This is a genomic window from Cohnella faecalis (assembly GCF_003570905.1).
GTDB lineage: Bacteria > Bacillota > Bacilli > Paenibacillales > Paenibacillaceae > Cohnella > Cohnella faecalis.
In genome coordinates, this window is the sequence record NZ_QXJM01000052.1 from 1 (window position 1) to 18,696 (window position 18,696).

Below are 18,696 nucleotides of genomic sequence, written 5' to 3' on the forward strand. Positions count from 1 at the left end.
GCGAGGAATTCGGGTTTCAAGGCGCTGCATTGCTTATTGCTGCTGTATTTCATATTTATTTACAGGCTCATCATTATCGCCTATCAATGCTACGATTTGCGAGGCTCGTTCATTATTATCGGCATCGCATCGATGCTCGTGTTCCAAATTTTTTCAGAATATCGGATGATGATCGGGTACCAGAGGATCAATACTGCATCCATCACGAGCTCCGCGGGACAAACCGCAGCTATGAAGATCATGCTCCGGCATCGTCCGGAGACGGCTATTTGAAGGGCGAATCGAAGAACAAGCTTCCTTACACATACTCGTTCGATCTTCGTCGTCGTTGGCGAGGAATTCGATGGCGCTGCGCTATGATGCTGTATTTCATATTTAGCGGCTCATCATTATCGGTCTATCAATGACGGAAGAGGCTCTTTTTTCGCCGCATTGGTCATAATCGTATCGTCCGCCAAGCGTTGCGTAAGGGCGTGCGGACGATGGAATCCGGGCAATGTCCGTCAACGAAGGCGGGAAAGAATCGAGCTATCATCGGGACGACAGCAGCGCGGGAGAGGCGTCATGATCGAGCAGCCTGCCAAAGCGTCTTCGATCGCACGCCGACCGCCGCGGACCGATCCGGAGCTGGGTGGATCGCCAGCAGAGGTGGAAAGATCGGCAGGCGCGCGGCAACCGGCGATCCGGAGGAAAAAGGCGGAGAGGCAAGCCGTGACCCCTCCGGAAAGCTTGCAGACGCGCGTTCGTTGCGCGGTTCGCGCAAGGCTTCCTGCTTCGGCTGATCGGGTCGATCGCCGTGTTCGCGATTTGCTGGGGCTGGATTCGTTCGGATATTCCGGGCGGCGAGGAAGCTCGCCAATGGACGGTTCGCGCCGTTACGCAAGATATGGACTTTGAGGCCGTGGAGGCATGGTACGGACAAACGTTCGGAGGCTCTCCCTCGTTTCTGCCGAGCTTTCGGGGAGACGATCCGGCTGCGGAGGCGTCCGCGGGCTGGAGCCGCGATGCGACGGTGCTCCCGGTCGACGGAAGGGTCGTTCAATCGTTCGCCCAGAGCGATACCGGCATCATTCAAATCGCGGCGCCGCTAGGCAGCGATATACTGGCCGTTCATGCAGGACGAGTGACGCAGGTGACGACGGACAACGGCGGGAAAGCGACGATTATCGTGCAGCATTCCAATCGCGTAATGACCGTGTACGGAGATATTTCCAGCCCTGTCGTCAAGACGAACGACTGGGTACAAGCCGGTCAGAAGCTCGGAGTGATCGGAGCCGCGAACGAGGATGCCGCCGCAATCGGCGATCGGGACGGGGAAGGTACGCTGCGCTTCGCAGTCAAACAGAACAATAACTACCTCGATCCGGCGGAAGTGATTCCGTTTGATTAAGTGGCGCGGAATTGTTTTTCGGCTGCATCCTTTATTCGTGTTAATTATGCTGGCATCGCTCCTAACCGGGCGATTCGTGGAGCTAGTCACTTTGTTTTTCATCGTACTTTTCCATGAGCTTGGTCATCTGGCCATGGCGCTGAGATTCGGCTGGACCGTTCGCGAAGTGAAGCTGCTGCCTTTCGGCGGCGTCGTAGAGGTGGAAGAAGCGGGCTCCGTGCCGGCAAGGGAAGAGCTGGCTGTCGCGCTTGCCGGTCCCGCCCAGAACGTTTTTCTGGCGGGGGTCGGCTGGGCGCTCGGCCATTTGGGCTGGGTGGACAGTCTTTGGGCGGAGCATTTCGTTCGCGCGAACGTGCTGATCGGCCTTTTTAATTTTTTGCCGATTTTGCCGTTGGACGGCGGACGGATTGCTCAAGCCTGGATCAGTCTGCGCGTGCCGTATCATCGGACGCTGCTGTGGAGCGCGCGAATAAGCCTTCTTTTCAGCGTTCTCGTCGTTTTGTATGCGGTGTACCCGCTGCTGCGCGGCGACTTGCTGCAATTGAATCTTCTTGCCGTCGGCCTGTTTCTTTGCTTTTCCAACTGGACGTATTTGCGCAATGTCCCTTTCGTATTTCTTCGTTTTCTCGTTCATCGCAATCGCCGTTCCGAAGTCCGCTTCGATCAGGGCACGCTGGCACGTCCGATCGTCATCGGCGACGATGGATCGCTGTCGCTCGTCGTCCGATTGTTCATGAAAGAAAGCTACCATCTCGTCTATGTGATGAAACAAGGCCGAATCGCGAACGTCGTGCCCGAAAAAACCGTTCTCGACCGATTTCTCGGACGACTGTCTTCGGGGAATGCGGATTTGCGTTTTTTCATGTAAAATGAAGGGAAAACGGACGATTAACGGAGGTCAGCATGAAAAGGTTGCTTATCCACACTTCGCGAAACGTAACCCAGGCTGCTGTCCTCGAGGACGGAAAACTGGCGGAATTCAGTGTCGAACGGTCGGAAGGAACGTCTGTTGTCGGAAATATTTATAAAGGCCGGGTCGTGAACGTGCTGCCGGGAATGCAAGCGGCGTTCGTCGACATCGGTTTGCAGAGAAACGCTTTTTTATATATCGATGACGCGCTTCACCCGCATTTGGACAAACAACCGAAGGTCAAGCCGTCGATTGCCGAGCTGTTGAAACCGGGAACCGAATTGTTCGTTCAAGTTATGAAGGAGCCGCTGGGAGGCAAGGGAGCCCGCGTCACGACCCACTTCTCGCTGCCCGGCCGATGGCTCGTCTATATGCCCGAAGCGGATTACGTCGGCATTTCCAAAAAAATCGAGAACGAAGCGGAGCGCAGCCGTCTGAAATCGTTGGCGGAAGAAATTCGCGGAGACGGTGAAGGCGTTATTTTGCGGACGAATGCGGAAGGCGAAAGCCGGGAGGCTCTCGAAGACGATTTGAACGCGTTGCGCCGAATATGGCTTAACGTGCAGCGAACCGGCCAGACCGGCGCCGCCCCGTCGGAGCTCCATCGCGACTTCGGTCTCGTTCAGCGAATGATCAGGGACGTGACGACGGTCGATACGGAGGAGCTTATCGTGGACGACCGCGGAAGCTTGCGGGATGCGGTCGCTTATTTGCATCAGACGGCCCGGCTCTGGAGGGGCGGGTCCGTCTGTATCGCGAAGCGACGCCTCTGTTCGAGAAATTCGGAGTGAGCGAGCAGCTCGATCGGGCGTTTCAATCGAAAATATGGCTGGATAGCGGCGGCTACCTCGTCTGGGACCAGACGGAGGCGCTTACGGTCATCGATGTGAACACCGGCAAATATACGGGAACCGACGATCTGGAGGATACCGTGTTCCGCACGAACGTCGAAGCGGCGGACGAAATCGCGAGGCTGCTGCGGCTGCGCGACGTCGGGGGCATCATTATCGTCGATTTTATCGATATGGGGACGGAGGAGCATCGTCACCAGGTCGTCCATAGGCTGGAGGCGACGATGAAGCGGGATCGGACGAAGTGTCAGGTCGTCGGCTGGACTCGCCTCGGGTTGCTGGAGATGACGCGCAAAAAGGCGCGTGAAAGCGTTTCGACTTTCTTTTTCGAGACTTGCCGGGCTTGTCAGGGACGAGGAAAACTTCCGGTCAGGTAGGGATTGAATGTCCCGGCATTATGTGATAATATACTTGGGTGCGTGCAAAAGGTTTGCATGCTGTAACCGCTCTTTACCGGGTCGGCAAGCCCGGCAGCCCGACCGATTAGGCCGCGAGCTCCGGCACCCTGCGAGGCGAGTCTAAGTATGAGGAGGTGCACCAAATGTACGCAATTATCGAAACCGGCGGAAAGCAATACAAAGTTCAAGCGGGCGACGTCATTTTCGTGGAGAAACTTTCCGCTAACGAAGGCGACAGCGTAACGTTCGACAAAGTGTTGTTCGTTTCCAAAGAAGGCGGTTTGACGACGGGATCCCCGCTCGTGTCCGGCGCGTCCGTAACGGGCAAAGTCGAGCAACACGTGAAAGGCGAGAAAATCATCGTCTACAAGTACAAACCGAAGAAAAACTACAAGCGCAAGCAAGGCCATCGCCAACCGTACACGAAAGTGACGATCGAAGCCATCAAGGCTTAAGAGGTCTCTTACGATGATCACGGTAACGATCGTGCGAAGCGCAGAAGGCCGGATTCGGCGGTTTTCTATCGCGGGACATGCGAACTACGACAAGATCGGCAAAGATATCGTCTGCGCCGGAGTGTCGGCGGTTACCGTAGGCGCCGTTAATGCGATCGAGAAGCTGACGGGATTCGTTCCCGAAGCGACGATCCGCTCGGGCTGGCTTACCGCACAGTTCCCGATATGCGAAGAAGCCGCGCGCGAGGCCAACGTCCAGCTTTTGCTGGAAGGTATGGTCGTAGCGCTCGAAACCATCGTGGACGAATATGGGAAATACGTGAGAATACAACAATCTGAATAGCAAAGGAGGGTGACACCATGTTGAAGCTGAATCTTCAGTTGTTCGCCTCGAAAAAAGGGGTCGGTTCGACGAAGAACGGACGCGACAGCCAATCGAAACGTCTTGGCGTGAAGCGTTCGGACGGTCAAGCCGTTACTGCGGGCAGCATCCTCGTGCGCCAACGCGGCACGAAGATCCACCCGGGCAACAACGTCGGCATCGGCAAAGACGATACGCTGTTCGCGAAAGTGGAAGGCGTCGTGAAATTCGAGCGCTGGGGACGCGACCGTAAGAAAGTCAGCGTTTATCCGGTTGCTGTAGCGCCCGTTGCGGCTGCTCTCGAAGGTTAATAAGGCATCTAGAACCCCGGCCTGCGAATATGGCCGGGGTTTTTGCGTTAAGGGATGCATCTTTCCCAATCCATGGTATAATGGGAGCGGTCAATCGATTCCCGCAATCCGGAGCGGTTTGCAAGGAGAAGAGGAACGAAACGGGGAAGGTTTCAACGATGGATAAGAAAAAGTGGCAGATAGGGGCGGCGGCATCCCTTGTCGTTCCCATTACCGCTCTTTTGCTTTGGCGCGAGGCAGGGTGGTCTCTCATCCTGTTCGTCGTGTGGACGATAGCGGCCGCTGCGGCTGCGGTAGCGCTCGAACGGCGCCATGGTCGCGAACAGACGATTCGCATGCGCGAGCATTCCAATCGGACCTTGATCCGAACGCTTAGTCATCACCGGCACGACTGGCTGAACGAGCTTCAGCTCGTCTACGGGTATTTGCGGATGAGCAAGTCCGATAAAGCGGTCGGCGTCGTGGAAAGAATAAGAGAACGGATGAACCATGACAGCAAGGTGACGCATCTGGGCTCGCCGGAGCTGATCGCGTATTTTTTAACCTTCCGGACGCTTTGCAATACGATGCGGCTGGACGTTGAGGTCGAGGAAGGGATTTATTTGGATCGGCTCTTTCCGAATTCGGATAAATTGCCGGATGTCATCATCGGTCTCGTCAATGCGTTTCGTCGGAGAGCCGCAAGTGCGGAGGTTAGTGCGAATGTGCTTAAGGTGTCGTTCAGCAAGCTGGAAAAGGAACGCCGACTCGTTATCGCTTTAGGGTACGAAGGAGAATTGGCATCGATAGACAGTCTGGAAAGCGAACTGAACGGTTTGCTGGACGGATGGGGTACGATAGCATCGGAAGAAGCCGGGGCGGAAGAACACACGAAGGCGCATCGAATGGCCGCGCACATTCCGCTGCCCGCATAACGGAGTGAACTCAGCATGTTTGTAGACAAAGCGAAAGTGTATGTAAAAGGCGGAGACGGAGGCGACGGACTCGTTGCGTTCCGACGCGAGCTTTATGTACCGGAAGGCGGACCTGCCGGAGGAGACGGAGGCAAGGGCGGCAACGTCATTTTCCGTGTCGACGAAGGACTGCGCACGCTTATGGACTTCCGGTATCAGAAGCATTTCAAGGCGACCCGCGGAGAAAAAGGCCGGAACAAAACGCAGCACGGAGCGAATGCCGACGATATGATCGTTCGGGTCCCTCCCGGTACGGTCGTTATCGATGACGATTCGGGCGAGACGGTGGCCGATTTGACGCGTCACGGTCAGGAAGTGATCGTGGCGAAGGGAGGCCGGGGCGGCCGCGGCAACACGCGTTTCAAAACCTCGGTCAACACCGCGCCCAGCATCGCCGAGAACGGAGAGGAAGGCCAGGAGCGCTGGGTCAATCTGGAGCTGAAGGTTATGGCCGACGTCGGCCTCGTCGGATTTCCGAGCGTGGGCAAGTCGACGCTGCTCTCGGTCGTCTCCGGAGCGCGTCCGAAAATCGGCGCTTATCACTTCACGACGCTCACTCCGAATCTCGGAGTTGTCGATTTGGGCGACGAGCGGAGCTTCGTCATGGCCGACTTGCCCGGCTTGATCGAAGGCGCGCATACGGGAGTCGGACTCGGTCACGAGTTCCTCCGCCACGTGGAACGTACCCGCATTATCGTGCACGTCGTCGATATGTCGGGCATGGAAGGCCGCGATCCGTTCGAGGATTGGACAAAAATCAATGACGAGCTGAAGCTGTACAATCCGAAGCTGGCGCAGCGTCCGCAGATTGTCGCGGCCAACAAGATGGACATGCCGGATTCGGAAGCGAACCTGGACGAATTCCGCAAGCGGGTCGAGGAGACGAGCCCCGGCGTCGAAATTCTCGCGATTTCGTCATTGACGCGGCAGGGCATCCCCGAGCTGCTCTATCGGGTGGGAGATCTGCTCGATTCTTTACCGGAGCCTTCCGCGCTCGAAGAGACGGCGGAAGCGGGCGGAGACGAAGGCGTCGTATACCGGTTCGAATCGAAGGATTCCCAGGATTTCACGATCCGTCGCGAGAACGATACGTTCGTCGTCGAGAGCGAGTCCATCGAAAGATTGCTTAGACGGACGCAGTTCGGTTCTTACGAGGCCGTCATGCGTTTCGCCAAAATTTTGCGCACCATGGGCGTCGACGCGGAGCTTCGCAAACGCGGAGCGAAGGACGGCAATCTGATCCGCATCGGCGAATTCGAATTTGAATTTTTCGAAGGCGGAGCGGACAGCTACTTGTACGAGGATCAATAGAGCAAAAAAGGGCTGGGCAGAAGGTTATTCTGCTCGGCCCTTTTGCGTACCGGATGGACGGCAATTGTTGCGATTTCGCCGGATGTAGGGTACCTCTTCCCACTGTTGCGCCGATCCGCCAGCCAACCGCCGAAAGAATGGTACCTCTTCCCACTGTTGCACCGATCCGCCAGCCAACCGCCGAAAGAATGGTACCTCTTCCCACAGATGCGTCGATCCGCTAGCCAACCGCCGAAAGAACGGTACCTCCTCCCACTGTTGCGCCGATCCGCCAGCCAACCGCCGAAAGAAAGGTACCTCTTCCCATTGTTGCGCCGATCCACCAGCCAACCGCCGAAAGAACGGTACCTCGTCCCACTGTTGCGCCGATCCGCCAGCCAACCGCCGAAAGAAAGGTACCTCTTCCCATTGTTGCGCCGATCCACCAGCTAACCGCCGAAAGAATGGTACCTCTTCCCACAGATGCGTCGATCCGCCAGCCAACCGCCGAAAGAATGGTACCTCGTCCCACTGTTGCGCCGATCCGCCAGCCAACCGCCGAAAGAATGGTACCTCGTCCCACTGTTGCGCCGATCCGCCAGTCAACCGCCGAAAGAAAGGTACCTCGTCCCACTGTTGCGCCGATCCGCCAGCCAACCGTCGAAAGAATGGTACCTCTTCCCATTGTTGCGCCGATCCGCCAGCCAACCGCCGAAAGAACGGTACCTCGTCCCACTGTTGCGTCTGTGCGCACACATTATGTCGGATGTATGGTAGTGCGTCCCACTGTTGCGTCTTTGCGGACATAGCTTCTTAAAGTTACTTCGCTGGCTCATGGTCCGATTTCGGCAGCTGCGGGGCCCTTGATCTAGGCAGACTTTATCCCACGATTTGCTCCATGCGGATTCCCGGTTCCCGGCTCAAATCGAGAAATTGCCGGCCGATTTGAATAAGAGGCCTCGTCGGATCGACCGGATTGATCAGAACGACTTTGCCCACCCGGCCGTCGGTCAGTTCGACCTCGCTTCCGACAAGAGCATTCATAAGTCTGCGGGTAAACGTTCGCAAGATGGCGCGATCGAACGGACCGAGCGTTCCGGTGTACATGCGATGAAGGATTTCATAAAAAGGCGAGGCGGCCCGATAGACCCGGTTGCTCGAGAGGGCATGGAACACGTCCGCTACGGAAACGATTTTGCTCAAATAGTCGATTTTGTCGGAAGCAATTCGCAGAGGATACCCCGTCCCGTCGTCTCTCTCGTGGTGCTGCAGAGCGATCAACGCCGAGCGCCGGGATAAGCCTACGCAACTTTGAAGCATCTCGTACCCGTAGATAGTATGCTTTTTCATAATATCGTATTCTTCGTCGGTCAATTTTCCTTTTTTGTTCAGGATGCTCTCGGGTACGCGCATTTTGCCGACATCGTGAAGCAAGGCGCCGACGGTTAAGACGGCGAGCTCGTTCTCGGGAAGCCCGAGCCAACGGCCGAGCATGGAAGAAATCGCTCCGACGGCGACGTTATGGCGATAAGTATATTCGTCTTTAGCTTGGAGGGACAGGAGCAGTGGGAACACTCGCACATTTTCCGTCGATTCGTAGATGGCGGGCAGCACTTCGTTTCGGATTTCCAGCAGCGGTATTTGGCCCTTCAGACGGATGTTTTTAAAGATATCCTCCATCTGGGATACCGACTGCTCCAACGCTCGTAGTATTTCCGACTCATGCTTCGGTTTTTCGATATCTTGCTCGGACAATACAATTCCGTGCTCTGCGAGTCTGGACAAATCGTCCGGAGAAAGGCGGTGGGAGGCGTTCAGAATGAGCACGCCATTCGGTTTGAACAGATCGCGGCCAAGCCTCTTACCGACCCATTTCAAGGCAGAAGCTTCCCGGGAAGAAGGTTCCGGATTCATCGATGGCACCGCCCTTCGGTTGGTGGTAAAACAAGGAATAGGATGAATCGCTACGAGTATAGCACCGGGCGCTGACAAATTTCTTACAAGACGATTACCGGCCGAACGTTTGCATCCTGTCGCAGATTGGCAAGAAAAATGTCGACGCATTCGGGAAACAACCTATTGCCGCCAGGCGCGCATTCCGATATAATGTCCACTATATATAAACATTCGTCTTTCCTGGGAGGACGCAAAAATGGCGGAACGGTATTATGTCGTCCGCGAGGATTTGCTGCCGGAAGGCATTCTGAAGACGGAGCAGGCCAAAGAGCTGCTGCGTCGAGGAGAAGCGGCCACCATCCACGAGGCGGCTGAACGGGTAGGACTTAGCAGAAGCGCGTTCTATAAGTACAAAGACGGCGTCTACTTGCTGGAGCAAACGAACCGGGAACGGATCGTTACGCTGTCCACGGATCTGGAGCATCGCTCCGGCGTTCTGTCGAAGGTGCTCGGAACGCTCGCTTCAAGCGAAGGCAACGTGCTGACGATCCATCAGTCCATACCGCTTCAAGGGATGGCTAACGTCGTCGTATCGTTGGACACTTCCAATATGGCCGGCACGCTGACGGAGCTGTCCGATCGGCTGCGCAATATAGACGGAGTGAAACGGGTAGCGATTATCGGACGAAGCTAGGCTAGGCGGCACGAGCAAGATCAACATACGGATTTACGAGAGAGCGGAGGATTACACGAATATGAAACAAGTTAACGTAGGGCTTCTAGGTCTGGGCACAGTCGGAACTGGCGTTGTACGCATAGTGGAAGGTCATCGCGAGGATTTGCAAAGCCAGACGGGTTCTCCAATACACATCTCCAAAATATTGGTGAAGGATCGCGCCAAAACTCGAAGCATTTCCGTAGACAGCTCCAAGCTGACGGAAGATCCGTGGGAAATCGTTCGCGACCCGGCGATTGACGTCATAGTCGAAGTAATGGGCGGAGTCGGGGAAACGAAGCAATATATTTTGGAAGCGCTGGAGCTGGGCAAGCACGTCGTTACGGCGAACAAGGATTTGATGGCTCTCCACGGGCAGGAGCTTCTTGCCAAAGCCCGCGAAAAAGGCTGCGACATCTACTATGAAGCGAGCGTAGCCGGAGGCATTCCGATCATCCGCACGCTGATCGAAGGCTTCTCGTCCGATCGCATCACCAAAATTATGGGGATCGTCAACGGAACGACCAACTACATTTTGACGAAAATGAGCCAAGAGGGCGCGGCGTACGGCGACGTGCTCAAAGAGGCGCAAGCTCTCGGCTATGCGGAATCGGATCCGACCTCGGATGTCGAAGGATTGGATGCCGCGCGAAAAATGACCATTTTGTCGACGCTGGGCTTCCGTGCTAACGTGGCTCTCGACGATGTCGATGTCAAGGGGATCAGCTCCGTCACCCAGGAGGATATCCAATATGCGAAGCAGTTGGGCTATGAGGTTAAGCTGCTGGGAATCGCCGAACGTCAGGACGAATATATCAGCGTAGCCGTGGAGCCTACGCTAGTGAAGAAGAGCCATCCGATCGCTTCCGTTAACGGCGTTTTCAATGCGGTGTACGTATACGGCGAAGCGGTAGGAGAGACGATGTTCTACGGACCCGGCGCAGGAGAGCTTCCGACGGCAACGTCGATCGTCGCCGACCTGGTCGCCGTCGTCAAAAACTTGAAGCTTGGCGTCAACGGCAAACAAGCTGTCACTTCCTACAAAGAGAAGAAGCTGAAGACCGACGAGCAGATCGCTTCCAAGTATTTTCTGCTTCTTCATGTGGAGGATCGCGCCGGCGTGCTGGCGCAAATCGCTCAAGTGTTCTCCGACTGCGACGTCAGCATCGAATCGGTTATGCAGCCGGCTCCGCCCAACAAAGCGGGAGCGGAGCTCATCATTATTTCGCATAACGCAAGCAAGGCGGCGATGAGCACGGTTCTGAAATCGTTCGAAAGCTTGTCCGCCGTCCGCGAAATCAAAAGCGTCTATCGGGTTGAAGGCTAAGCGCCGCCGACGGCATCCATTGTCCAAGGGCGAACATTGAAGGATTGGAAGAGGTACATTTATGAATAGTGAAACGAATCGCACCGATAGGAAAGACGTCAAAGAAGCGGCTATTCGGCCGGATCGCGCCGTCGTCGTCAAAGTGCCGGCAAGCACGGCTAATCTCGGCCCTGGCTTCGATACGCTCGGAATGGCGCTGTCGCTGTACGCGTGGGTTTCCCTTCGTCCGTCCTCCGAGACACGGGTAACTCTCGTTGGCGGCAATCTGGACGGGGTAGCTGTCGATAAGTCCAATCTCATCTATGAGGTTGCGCAATCGGTGTTCCGGCGCGTTGGCGTCGACATCCCGGAGCTTGACATTATTATTAAGAGCGATATTCCGCTGACAAGAGGGCTCGGAAGCAGCGCCTCCGCCATCGTCGGAGCTCTCGTTGCCGCCAACGAGCTTATCGGGGGCGTACTGTCCGAGCACGAGCTGTTCCAAATGGCGACGGCGCTGGAAAAGCATCCCGACAACGTTGGGGCATCCTTGTTTGGAGGCATCATAGCATCGGCGTGGGACGGAACCCGCGCGGAAGCTGTTCGTTTGGAACCGCCGGCAGGCATGGACGTACTGGTGGCTATTCCAGCATTCGAATTGTCGACCAAGAAGGCTCGCAACGTCCTTCCGCAGAGCGTCGCGATGGGCGACGCGGTATTCAACGTGAGCCATAGCTCGCTGCTGACGGCTGCGCTTGCGACGGGAAGGCTCGACCTGCTTAAGATGGCGATGCGAGACCGGCTTCACCAGCCCTATCGCGCGGCGCTCATCCCGGGAATGACGACAATACTGGAAGAAGCGACGAACCATGGCGCGCTCGGCGCGGTGCTGTCGGGGGCGGGGCCTACTCTTCTTATGCTGACGGATCGTGCGGAAGCGCGAGGCGGAGAGCTCGAATCGTTCGTGCGGGAAGTCATGGCGGCGGAAGGAATCGAAGTCGATGCCCGCTGGTTGGAGCCATGCTTGCACGGACCGGCTCATTGGGAGCTGGATACGAGCGCGGCAGACTATCGCGAACAGCTTGGCCGGCTTCTCGAAGCCGCTCCAGAGGAGGTGCAAGTATGAGTAGAACCGACAAACGGCGATCCGTTGCCGTATTGCCGCAAGGCACCGTATCCGATGAAGCCATTCGTTATTTTTTCCCGGACGGCGCCACGGATTTCGTCTATTGCAAAATGATATCAGACGTCTTCCAATCGACGGCAAGCGGAAATACGGACTGGAGCTGCATTCCGATCGAAAATACGATTGACGGATCGGTCAGCCTTCATCTGGACTGGCTTGTCCATGAAGTCGATCTTCCGATTCGTGCGGAATGGGTTTACCCTTCCATCCAGAATCTGATCGGAAGCTCGAAGGAATTAGGCGGGGAGAACGGTTCGTGGGATCCGTTGAAAATAACGAAAGTGATGAGCCATCCGGTCGCAATGGCGCAATGCTATCAATTTTTGCGTGCCCGCCTGCCGCATGCCGAGCTGGAGACGCTGCCGAGCACTTCGACGGCGGTGCGCGCGGTGAAGGATAACCCGGGCAAAGGCTGGGCCGCGATTGGAACGAAGCTGGCTGCTGCGGACAACGAGCTCGATTTGCTTGAGGAAGGCATCACCGATCACGACAACAATTTTACGCGGTTTTTGCTGGTCGGCTCCGTTCCTTACGAAAGGCCGGCAACGAAGTTGCTCAAAACGACGATATTGGTCAACTTGCCGGAGGACTATCCGGGAGCGCTTCATCAAGTGCTGTCCGCGTTCGCTTGGCGCCGCATCAACCTCTCGAAGATTGAATCGCGCCCTACGAAGAAGAAGCTGGGCAACTCGTATTTTTACATCGATATCGAGCTTTCTCTCGACAGCGTATTGCTGCCGGCGGCTATCGCCGAAATCGAAGCGATCGGCTGTCAGGTTCGAATTTTAGGTTCCTACCCTAGCGTGCCTTACGTCAAACGTTAACCGGAGGTGTTCGAGCGGCATGGACGAGCAATGGATATACTTGAACGGGGATTTCGTCACGAAGGAGAACGCGAAAATATCGGTTTACGACCACGGTTTCTTATACGGGGACGGTATTTTCGAAGGAATCCGGATTTACGACGACAATATTTTCAGATGCAAGGAGCATTTGGACAGGCTCTACGATTCGGCCAAATCGATCATGCTGGAAATCCCGCTCTCCTACGCGGAGATGCAAGCTGCATTAGTAGAAACCATTCGCAAAAACGGCCTGCGCGACGGCTATATCCGACTCATCGTTTCGAGAGGCCCGGGCAATCTGGGGCTTGATCCGACTCATCGTTTCGAGAGGCCCGGGCAATCTGGGGCTTGATCCGACTCGTTGCCCGAAGGCGTTCGTCATCATTATCGTCGAGCAGCTGTCGATTTACCCGGAAGAGGCTTACCGCGACGGCCTTCGTTCCGTGTCCGTCAGCCAACGGCGCAACATCCCGGACGCTCTCAACCCTAAGATCAAATCGCTCAATTACTTGAACAATATCCTCGTTAAGCTGCAAGCGAATCTCGCCGACGTCGGCGAAGCCATTATGCTGAACTCGCAAGGCTATGTGGCGGAAGGGTCCAGCGACAATATTTTCATCGTGAAAAAGGGAGTCGTATGGACGCCGCCCACGTATGTCGGGGCGCTTGAAGGAGTTACGCGGGGAGCGATCATGGATTTGTGCGGGCGGCTTGGCATTCCATTGAAGGAAGAGCCGTTCACGCTTCATGACGTTTATACGGCCGACGAGGTGTTTTTTACAGGTACGGCTGCCGAAGTCATCGCCGTTCGCGAGGTTGACGGCCGTGTGATCGGCGAAGGCAAAGCCGGACCGGTCACGACGGAATTGTTAAGGCAGTTCCGGGCCATCGTGTCGCAAGAAGGAGTTCGAGTGTACGACTAAGCTTGTATAGGAACCGTCCGGCCATTGGAAGATGGCTGGGCGGTTTTTATATTTCATTGTATAACCGGCCAGTAACCCGCCCAAACCTCGCTAAATCGCCGAAACCTCCGTCCGCGTTGCCAGTAACCCAACGATACCCGGCTAAATTGCCGAAGCCTCTGATGGCACTGCCAGTAACCCGCCCAAACCTCGCTAAATCACCGAAACCTCCGTCCGCGTTGCCAGTAACCCAACGCTACCCGGCTAAATTGCCGGAACCTCTGATGGCACTGCCAGTAACCCGCCCAAACCTCGCTAAATCGCCGAAACCTCCGTCCGCGTCGCCAGTAACCCAACGATACCCGAATAAATTGCCGAAGCCTCTGATGGCACTGCCAGTAACCCGCCCAAACCTCGCTAAATCGCCGAAACCTCCGTCCACGTTGCAAGTAAAACCCAACGATACCCGGCTAAATTGCCGGAACCTCTGATGGCACTGCCAGTAACCCGCCCAAACCTCACTAAATCGCCGAAACCTCCGTCCGCGTTGCCAGTAACCCAACGATACCCGGCTAAATTGCCGGAACCTCTGATGGCACTGCCAGTAACCCGCCCAAACCTCGCTAAATCACCGAAACCTCCGTTCGCGTTGCCAGTAACCCAACGATACCCGGCTAAATTGCCGAAGCCTCTGATGGCACTGCCAGTAACCCGCCCAAACCTCGCTAAATCACCGAAACCTCCGTCCGCGTTGCCAGTAACCCAACGATACCCGGCTAAATTGCCGAAGCCTCTGATGGCACTGCCAGTAACCTGCCCAACCCTCGCTAAATCGCCAAGCACCACTGATACTTTATTCAATAACAGGGCCGATATTTTAAATATAAATTGTGCAGCTTTTTTCCGGTAATGATGTCAAATGCCCAACACCTGCATAGGATGTAAAGATTGAGAGAGGGCTAATGCCCCGCTCGTGAATGACGACAAGCTATCAGGAGGGAACGGCGTGAAAATCCATATGGTTAAAAAAGGGGATACGTTGTATCTGATTGCGCAAAAGTACAACGTATCGCTCGAAGACGTTTTGAAGGCGAATCCGGAAATCGAAAACCCAGACGTCATCGACGTCGGAATGAAGGTGAAGATTCCGGGGCCTCCAACGCCGGCGCTATTGCACCAGCATATCGTTCAGCAGGGCGATACGTTATGGAAGCTGTCCAAAGCGTGGGAATACCGCTGGAGGAAATGATCAAAGCCAATAAACAGCTCAAAAATCCCAACGTGCTGTTAACGGGAGAAGTCGTCAATATTCCGAAGCTTGCTCCGGCGGGGAACATCACGATTCAACTGGCGGGCAACATCACGACATGAGTCATCATGGCAAAGCCAATACGGGAGTCATGCACGGCGGAACGGAAAAGCCGAGCACCTCCGTCAAACCGAGCACGGAAGTGCTGCCGGAGGTGCCAACTCCACTGCCCGCACCGACTCCATTGCCCGCACCGACTCCGCTCCCGGTCGCTCCGATTGCGCCAGCGCCATATCCTATCGCACCAATTGCGCCAATCGTGCATGCGCCAGCGCCATACCCCGTCGCCCCTGTATCGCCTATCGCAAACGCCCCAATGCCGATCCATCATGCGCCTTCTTACGGTTATGGCGTTCAAGAGCATGTCGATCTGTTCAAGCAATACAATGTGCCTGCGGTGGAAGCAATGGCACCGATCGCTTCGCCCGTCTACCCGTACCCTATGCCTGTTAGCCCTGTTTCGACGGGGGGCACGGTTACGGTCATTACGACCACACAACCGCCGTTGCGCCGGTCACCTCTCCGGTTGAAGAAGAATGCTATGAATATACGCAAGGCATAGGCACGCTCCCGGGCTTGCCGATTGCTCCGATCGGCACTCTCCCGGGTCTTCCGGTCGCGCCGATCGGTACACTTCCGGGCTATCCGATAGCGCCAATCGGTACGCTGCCAGGTTTGCCGATCGCGCCGATCGGTACGATTCCGGGCTATCCGATCGCGCCGATCGGTACGCTCCCGGGCTTGCCGACTGCGCCTATCGGCGGAATCCCGAATATGCCGATAGCGCCAATTGGCACGCTTCCTGGGCTGCCGATCACGCCAATCGGCACTCTTCCGGGCTTCCCGGTCTACGCAGCCCCTGTCAAGCATGGCTGCAAGCCTTGCCAAGCGCCGACTCCGGTATGGCCGACTCCGTTAGCGGCTAGTCCGCTGGCGGTCAGTCCGTCTTCCGTCGGTCCGGCCGGTGTCGGTCCCAACGGCTATTACGACGGAGGGTACGGGTCCAATGTCGCAGCCGCAAATGTTCATGTCCACGCTGCGCATGCAGCCCATGCCCATTACCCGTATGGAGCTCCGACGAGCGTGTCGCCGTTATCGGCTGCCCCGGTCGAATACCCTTATTACTCGGATCAGCAGCATGGGCTGTCTTCCTCCAGCGGCTATTACGATCCGAAGGAGCCGCGTCTACATGCCTCGGAGGAAGAAGATCAGCTTGAACAAACGACAAAGCGGGTCTCCGTTAAACCTAAGTCCAAATCGTCAGCCGCCAGACAGAGCAAGCCCAAACGCAGGGGAAGCTTGCCTTGGATTAAAAGTTAACGAATAGCGAATATTGCCGGAATCCCCAGGGAACACTGGAAAAAAAGGCAGGGATGGGGATTCCGGTGCTGCGCTCACGTGTAATGAAGGAACTTAAAAAAAGACTTAAGCGGAAAAAATGGCCCGTCTGGTCACTAGGTTTAGTGGCGGCGATCTTTCTGATTTCGGCGGCGGTCGGAGCGGCTTCCGTTTATTTGATCGTTTCATCCGGCAAGACGGAACGGGTGGCCGAAGCTTGGTCTCCGGTTATTTCGGCGGACGAGCCCGGGGTGGACGCCACGCCGCGAGAACGGACGCTTCACTCGTTGTCCAGGTGGAACGGCGAAGTCGAGGTCGTGCTCCACCGCGTTTATTTATGCGGGGAAGAGACGCGCATGTTAGGCCGGCACGCGACGTCCGAAGCTCGCGATCTGCTGATCTCCCATTTGGATTGGGACGCGAAGTTCGATCGAACAGGAACCGTCGTTATGGAGGAGAAGATCGACGATTTGTCACCAGCCTGCAGAAGCACCTCCTATATCGGTCTGGACGAGGACGGCAATCTGTCGCTGTTCGACGGTCCGCCGCGCAAAGATAACGTTGTGCGCACTTTTTTTCAGCTTGACGTTGGTTTGCTCGAATCCAGCCTTTCCAAAGAACGGCTGCACGAGCTGGCCAACGGGATCAAAGTATCGGACAAGGACGAATATAACAGCGTTCTGTCTACTTTCAGCGATTATGCGCTGGAAAGATCGGAAAGCGTTCTGCAGCCCAGGACGTAACGGGACAAGCGGACTCGAAAACCATAGCATCCCATACGAAAATGAGCACAGACCACGTCACGGAAAAGACGCTCGAACGCGAACGTCTTTTTTTGCCGTTCAATCATTGCTAGGCGACTGCTTGCAGGTTAAAACTCCCCATTCGATAAAATGACGGAACGAGAGGTGCCGCTTTTCAGCAAAAATTTGGCGGTTGGCCGGGGTTTCATGAGAGGGAACGGCGCTTTAGGGCGCATCTTCGCGTTTCATTGCGGCCTCGTGCTGGCGCCGTTATGTTCTCCTTCCGTTCTCATTGGCGGCAACATTTGATATAATCAGATGAACGCGAAAGAGAACGATACATAAGAACGGGGGAACATCCCTATGCGGGTGCTTGGAATCGACCCCGGAATCGCCATAATGGGCTTCGGATTCATCGATAAAATCGGGCATAAGCTCGTGCCGGTGCAATACGGCTGCATCGAGACGGAAGCGGGCACGCTTCCCGAGGTGCGGCTCAAACAAATCTATGAAGCTTCCTGCTCGCTGCTAGACAAGTATAAGCCGGATACGGTAGCGGTAGAGAAGCTGTTCTTCAATCGCAACGTCACAACCGCATTCAGCGTCGGACAAGCGCGCGGAGTGTTGTTGCTCGCCGCCGCCCAGAGAGGCTTGCCGATCGGGGAATACACGCCGATGCAGGTTAAGCAAGCCGTCGTCGGTTACGGAGCCGCGGAGAAGAAGCAGGTGCAGGAGATGGTCAAAATGTTTCTGAAGCTGTCCGTCGTACCCAAGCCGGACGACGTTGCGGACGCGCTCGCGGTCGCCGTCTGTCATGCGCATTCCTACTCGTTGAACGATAAGCTGAACGGAGCGAAGCGTAGATGATCGATTTTTTGCGCGGGCGGGTTGCCCATCTGGAGACAGAATACGTCGTGCTGGACGTTCATGACGTCGGCTACAGAGTGTTTACGCCTAACCCATACGGACTGTCTCGTACGAACGAGGCCGTCCAATTGTTTATTCACCATCACGTCCGCGAGGATGCCATTCAATTGTTCGGATTTACGACGAGGGAAGAGCAGGCTATGTTCCGGAAGCTGCTGGACGTATCGGGAATCGGACCGAGAGTGGCGCTGGGCGTGCTGGCGGGAGGGCGGCCGGATTCGATCGTGGCGGCTATCCAGCAGGAGAACATCACCTTTTTGACCAAGCTGCCTGGAATAGGGAAGAAGACGGCGCAGCGGATGATTCTCGATCTGAAGGACAAGCTCGGCATTTCCGGCAGCGTGCCTTCCGACGCTCTGGCCGGTTTCATCGTCGTCGATGAAGCGGCGTCTGCCTCGGGCGGAGAATCGTCATGGGCATCCGCGAAGGAAGCGTTGTCCGGGCTGGGCTATCGCGAAGCGGAGCTCGACAAGGCTTGGCATTCCATGAAAAATTCCGTAACCGGAGACGAGACTGTGGACGTCCTTATGAAAAAAGCGCTTCAGCAATTGTTCCAAGGATAATAAGCAGGGAGGCATTCGAGGGTGGAGGATGACCGGATCGTCACGGC

20 protein-coding genes and 3 pseudogenes are annotated in these 18,696 nt (G+C 56.0%); 22 read left to right on the forward strand and 1 reads right to left on the reverse strand.

Features of this window, described 5'->3' with window-relative positions; all coding sequences use genetic code 11:
- The 10 genes and pseudogenes from D3H35_RS27590 to obgE all read left to right on the forward strand — a co-directional run.
- Positions 1–184, forward strand: a pseudogene (locus D3H35_RS27590) (FtsW/RodA/SpoVE family cell cycle protein); the annotation flags it as partial.
- 380 nt (positions 185–564) lie between these two features.
- Positions 565–897 (forward strand): hypothetical protein, encoded by a 333-nt coding sequence (locus D3H35_RS27595; RefSeq protein ID WP_147355966.1) that lies wholly within the window; start codon positions 565–567, stop codon positions 895–897.
- 4 nt (positions 898–901) lie between these two features.
- The gene (locus D3H35_RS27600; protein ID WP_158594308.1) at positions 902–1,390 is read left to right on the forward strand and encodes a M23 family metallopeptidase; all 489 of its coding nucleotides are present in this window, start codon (positions 902–904) and stop codon (positions 1,388–1,390) included.
- Positions 1,383–2,258 carry a M50 family metallopeptidase gene (locus tag D3H35_RS27605; RefSeq protein WP_199728629.1) on the forward strand — a complete coding sequence of 292 codons (876 nt, stop codon included), beginning with the start codon at positions 1,383–1,385 and terminating at the stop codon, positions 2,256–2,258. Before D3H35_RS27600 ends, D3H35_RS27605 begins: the two co-directional genes overlap by 8 nt.
- A gap of 35 nt (positions 2,259–2,293) precedes the next feature.
- A pseudogene (locus tag D3H35_RS27610) lies at positions 2,294–3,528 on the forward strand (Rne/Rng family ribonuclease).
- Between the two features lie 164 nt (positions 3,529–3,692).
- Positions 3,693–4,004 (forward strand): 50S ribosomal protein L21, encoded by a 312-nt coding sequence (gene rplU, locus D3H35_RS27615; RefSeq protein WP_119152331.1) that lies wholly within the window; start codon positions 3,693–3,695, stop codon positions 4,002–4,004.
- A 13-nt stretch (positions 4,005–4,017) separates the two neighbouring features.
- Complete coding sequence (locus D3H35_RS27620) at positions 4,018–4,347, forward strand: ribosomal-processing cysteine protease Prp (RefSeq protein ID WP_119152332.1); 330 nt, start codon at positions 4,018–4,020, stop codon at positions 4,345–4,347.
- A 17-nt stretch (positions 4,348–4,364) separates the two neighbouring features.
- Positions 4,365–4,676, forward strand: coding sequence for a 50S ribosomal protein L27 (gene rpmA / locus D3H35_RS27625; protein WP_119152333.1), 312 nt, complete (start codon positions 4,365–4,367; stop codon positions 4,674–4,676).
- Between the two features lie 158 nt (positions 4,677–4,834).
- A complete protein-coding gene (locus D3H35_RS27630; RefSeq protein ID WP_158594309.1) occupies positions 4,835–5,590 on the forward strand; it encodes a Spo0B domain-containing protein in 756 nt (251 codons plus the stop codon).
- A 15-nt stretch (positions 5,591–5,605) separates the two neighbouring features.
- On the forward strand, positions 5,606–6,940 hold the full coding sequence (gene obgE / locus D3H35_RS27635; protein ID WP_119152335.1) for a GTPase ObgE: 1,335 nt from the start codon (positions 5,606–5,608) through the stop codon (positions 6,938–6,940).
- Between the two features lie 858 nt (positions 6,941–7,798).
- Here the strand turns inward: obgE and D3H35_RS27645 are convergent.
- Positions 7,799–8,833, reverse strand: coding sequence for an HD-GYP domain-containing protein (locus tag D3H35_RS27645; protein ID WP_158594310.1), 1,035 nt, complete (start codon positions 8,831–8,833; stop codon positions 7,799–7,801).
- Between the two features lie 238 nt (positions 8,834–9,071).
- Between D3H35_RS27645 and D3H35_RS27650 the strand changes: the two genes are divergently transcribed.
- From D3H35_RS27650 to ruvA, 12 genes and pseudogenes are all read left to right on the forward strand, one after another.
- The gene (locus D3H35_RS27650) at positions 9,072–9,509 is read left to right on the forward strand and encodes an ACT domain-containing protein (protein ID WP_119152338.1); all 438 of its coding nucleotides are present in this window, start codon (positions 9,072–9,074) and stop codon (positions 9,507–9,509) included.
- Between the two features lie 61 nt (positions 9,510–9,570).
- A complete protein-coding gene (locus D3H35_RS27655) occupies positions 9,571–10,857 on the forward strand; it encodes a homoserine dehydrogenase (protein ID WP_119152339.1) in 1,287 nt (428 codons plus the stop codon).
- Positions 10,858–10,918: 61 nt separating this feature from the next.
- The gene (thrB, locus tag D3H35_RS27660) at positions 10,919–11,962 is read left to right on the forward strand and encodes a homoserine kinase (protein WP_119152340.1); all 1,044 of its coding nucleotides are present in this window, start codon (positions 10,919–10,921) and stop codon (positions 11,960–11,962) included.
- Positions 11,959–12,846 carry a prephenate dehydratase gene (gene pheA, locus D3H35_RS27665; RefSeq protein ID WP_119152341.1) on the forward strand — a complete coding sequence of 296 codons (888 nt, stop codon included), beginning with the start codon at positions 11,959–11,961 and terminating at the stop codon, positions 12,844–12,846. Before thrB ends, pheA begins: the two co-directional genes overlap by 4 nt.
- Before the next feature lie 19 nt (positions 12,847–12,865).
- Positions 12,866–13,790: pseudogene (gene ilvE / locus D3H35_RS27670) on the forward strand (branched-chain-amino-acid transaminase).
- A 985-nt stretch (positions 13,791–14,775) separates the two neighbouring features.
- Positions 14,776–15,018 (forward strand): LysM peptidoglycan-binding domain-containing protein, encoded by a 243-nt coding sequence (locus tag D3H35_RS27680; RefSeq protein WP_233568201.1) that lies wholly within the window; start codon positions 14,776–14,778, stop codon positions 15,016–15,018.
- Positions 15,015–15,140 (forward strand): hypothetical protein, encoded by a 126-nt coding sequence (locus D3H35_RS33795; RefSeq protein WP_267901466.1) that lies wholly within the window; start codon positions 15,015–15,017, stop codon positions 15,138–15,140. Before D3H35_RS27680 ends, D3H35_RS33795 begins: the two co-directional genes overlap by 4 nt.
- Positions 15,137–15,640: a hypothetical protein gene (locus D3H35_RS33800; protein WP_119152343.1), complete on the forward strand. Its 504-nt coding sequence runs from the start codon at positions 15,137–15,139 to the stop codon at positions 15,638–15,640. The genes D3H35_RS33795 and D3H35_RS33800 overlap by 4 nt, the downstream gene beginning before the upstream one ends.
- A gap of 14 nt (positions 15,641–15,654) precedes the next feature.
- Positions 15,655–16,398: a hypothetical protein gene (locus D3H35_RS27690; RefSeq protein ID WP_119152344.1), complete on the forward strand. Its 744-nt coding sequence runs from the start codon at positions 15,655–15,657 to the stop codon at positions 16,396–16,398.
- A 65-nt stretch (positions 16,399–16,463) separates the two neighbouring features.
- Complete coding sequence (locus D3H35_RS27695; RefSeq protein WP_158594311.1) at positions 16,464–17,159, forward strand: BofC C-terminal domain-containing protein; 696 nt, start codon at positions 16,464–16,466, stop codon at positions 17,157–17,159.
- Positions 17,160–17,522: 363 nt separating this feature from the next.
- Positions 17,523–18,026 (forward strand): crossover junction endodeoxyribonuclease RuvC, encoded by a 504-nt coding sequence (gene ruvC / locus D3H35_RS27700; protein ID WP_119152346.1) that lies wholly within the window; start codon positions 17,523–17,525, stop codon positions 18,024–18,026.
- On the forward strand, positions 18,023–18,649 hold the full coding sequence (gene ruvA, locus D3H35_RS27705) for a Holliday junction branch migration protein RuvA (protein ID WP_119152347.1): 627 nt from the start codon (positions 18,023–18,025) through the stop codon (positions 18,647–18,649). Before ruvC ends, ruvA begins: the two co-directional genes overlap by 4 nt.
- Positions 18,650–18,696 lie beyond the last annotated feature (47 nt).

Bases quoted from the DNA above. Each gene is read 5' to 3' on its own strand.
- D3H35_RS27595 (WP_147355966.1), top strand. From the start codon at position 565: ATGATCGAGCAGCCTGCCAAAGCGTCTTCGATCGCACGCCGACCGCCG.
- rplU (WP_119152331.1), top strand. From the start codon at position 3,693: ATGTACGCAATTATCGAAACCGGCGGAAAGCAATACAAAGTTCAAGCG.
- D3H35_RS27620 (WP_119152332.1), top strand. From the start codon at position 4,018: ATGATCACGGTAACGATCGTGCGAAGCGCAGAAGGCCGGATTCGGCGG.
- rpmA (WP_119152333.1), top strand. From the start codon at position 4,365: ATGTTGAAGCTGAATCTTCAGTTGTTCGCCTCGAAAAAAGGGGTCGGT.
- D3H35_RS27630 (WP_158594309.1), top strand. From the start codon at position 4,835: ATGGATAAGAAAAAGTGGCAGATAGGGGCGGCGGCATCCCTTGTCGTT.
- obgE (WP_119152335.1), top strand. From the start codon at position 5,606: ATGTTTGTAGACAAAGCGAAAGTGTATGTAAAAGGCGGAGACGGAGGC.
- D3H35_RS27645 (WP_158594310.1), bottom strand. From the start codon at position 8,833: ATGAATCCGGAACCTTCTTCCCGGGAAGCTTCTGCCTTGAAATGGGTC.
- D3H35_RS27650 (WP_119152338.1), top strand. From the start codon at position 9,072: ATGGCGGAACGGTATTATGTCGTCCGCGAGGATTTGCTGCCGGAAGGC.
- D3H35_RS27655 (WP_119152339.1), top strand. From the start codon at position 9,571: ATGAAACAAGTTAACGTAGGGCTTCTAGGTCTGGGCACAGTCGGAACT.
- thrB (WP_119152340.1), top strand. From the start codon at position 10,919: ATGAATAGTGAAACGAATCGCACCGATAGGAAAGACGTCAAAGAAGCG.
- pheA (WP_119152341.1), top strand. From the start codon at position 11,959: ATGAGTAGAACCGACAAACGGCGATCCGTTGCCGTATTGCCGCAAGGC.
- D3H35_RS33795 (WP_267901466.1), top strand. From the start codon at position 15,015: ATGATCAAAGCCAATAAACAGCTCAAAAATCCCAACGTGCTGTTAACG.
- D3H35_RS33800 (WP_119152343.1), top strand. From the start codon at position 15,137: ATGAGTCATCATGGCAAAGCCAATACGGGAGTCATGCACGGCGGAACG.
- ruvC (WP_119152346.1), top strand. From the start codon at position 17,523: ATGCGGGTGCTTGGAATCGACCCCGGAATCGCCATAATGGGCTTCGGA.
- ruvA (WP_119152347.1), top strand. From the start codon at position 18,023: ATGATCGATTTTTTGCGCGGGCGGGTTGCCCATCTGGAGACAGAATAC.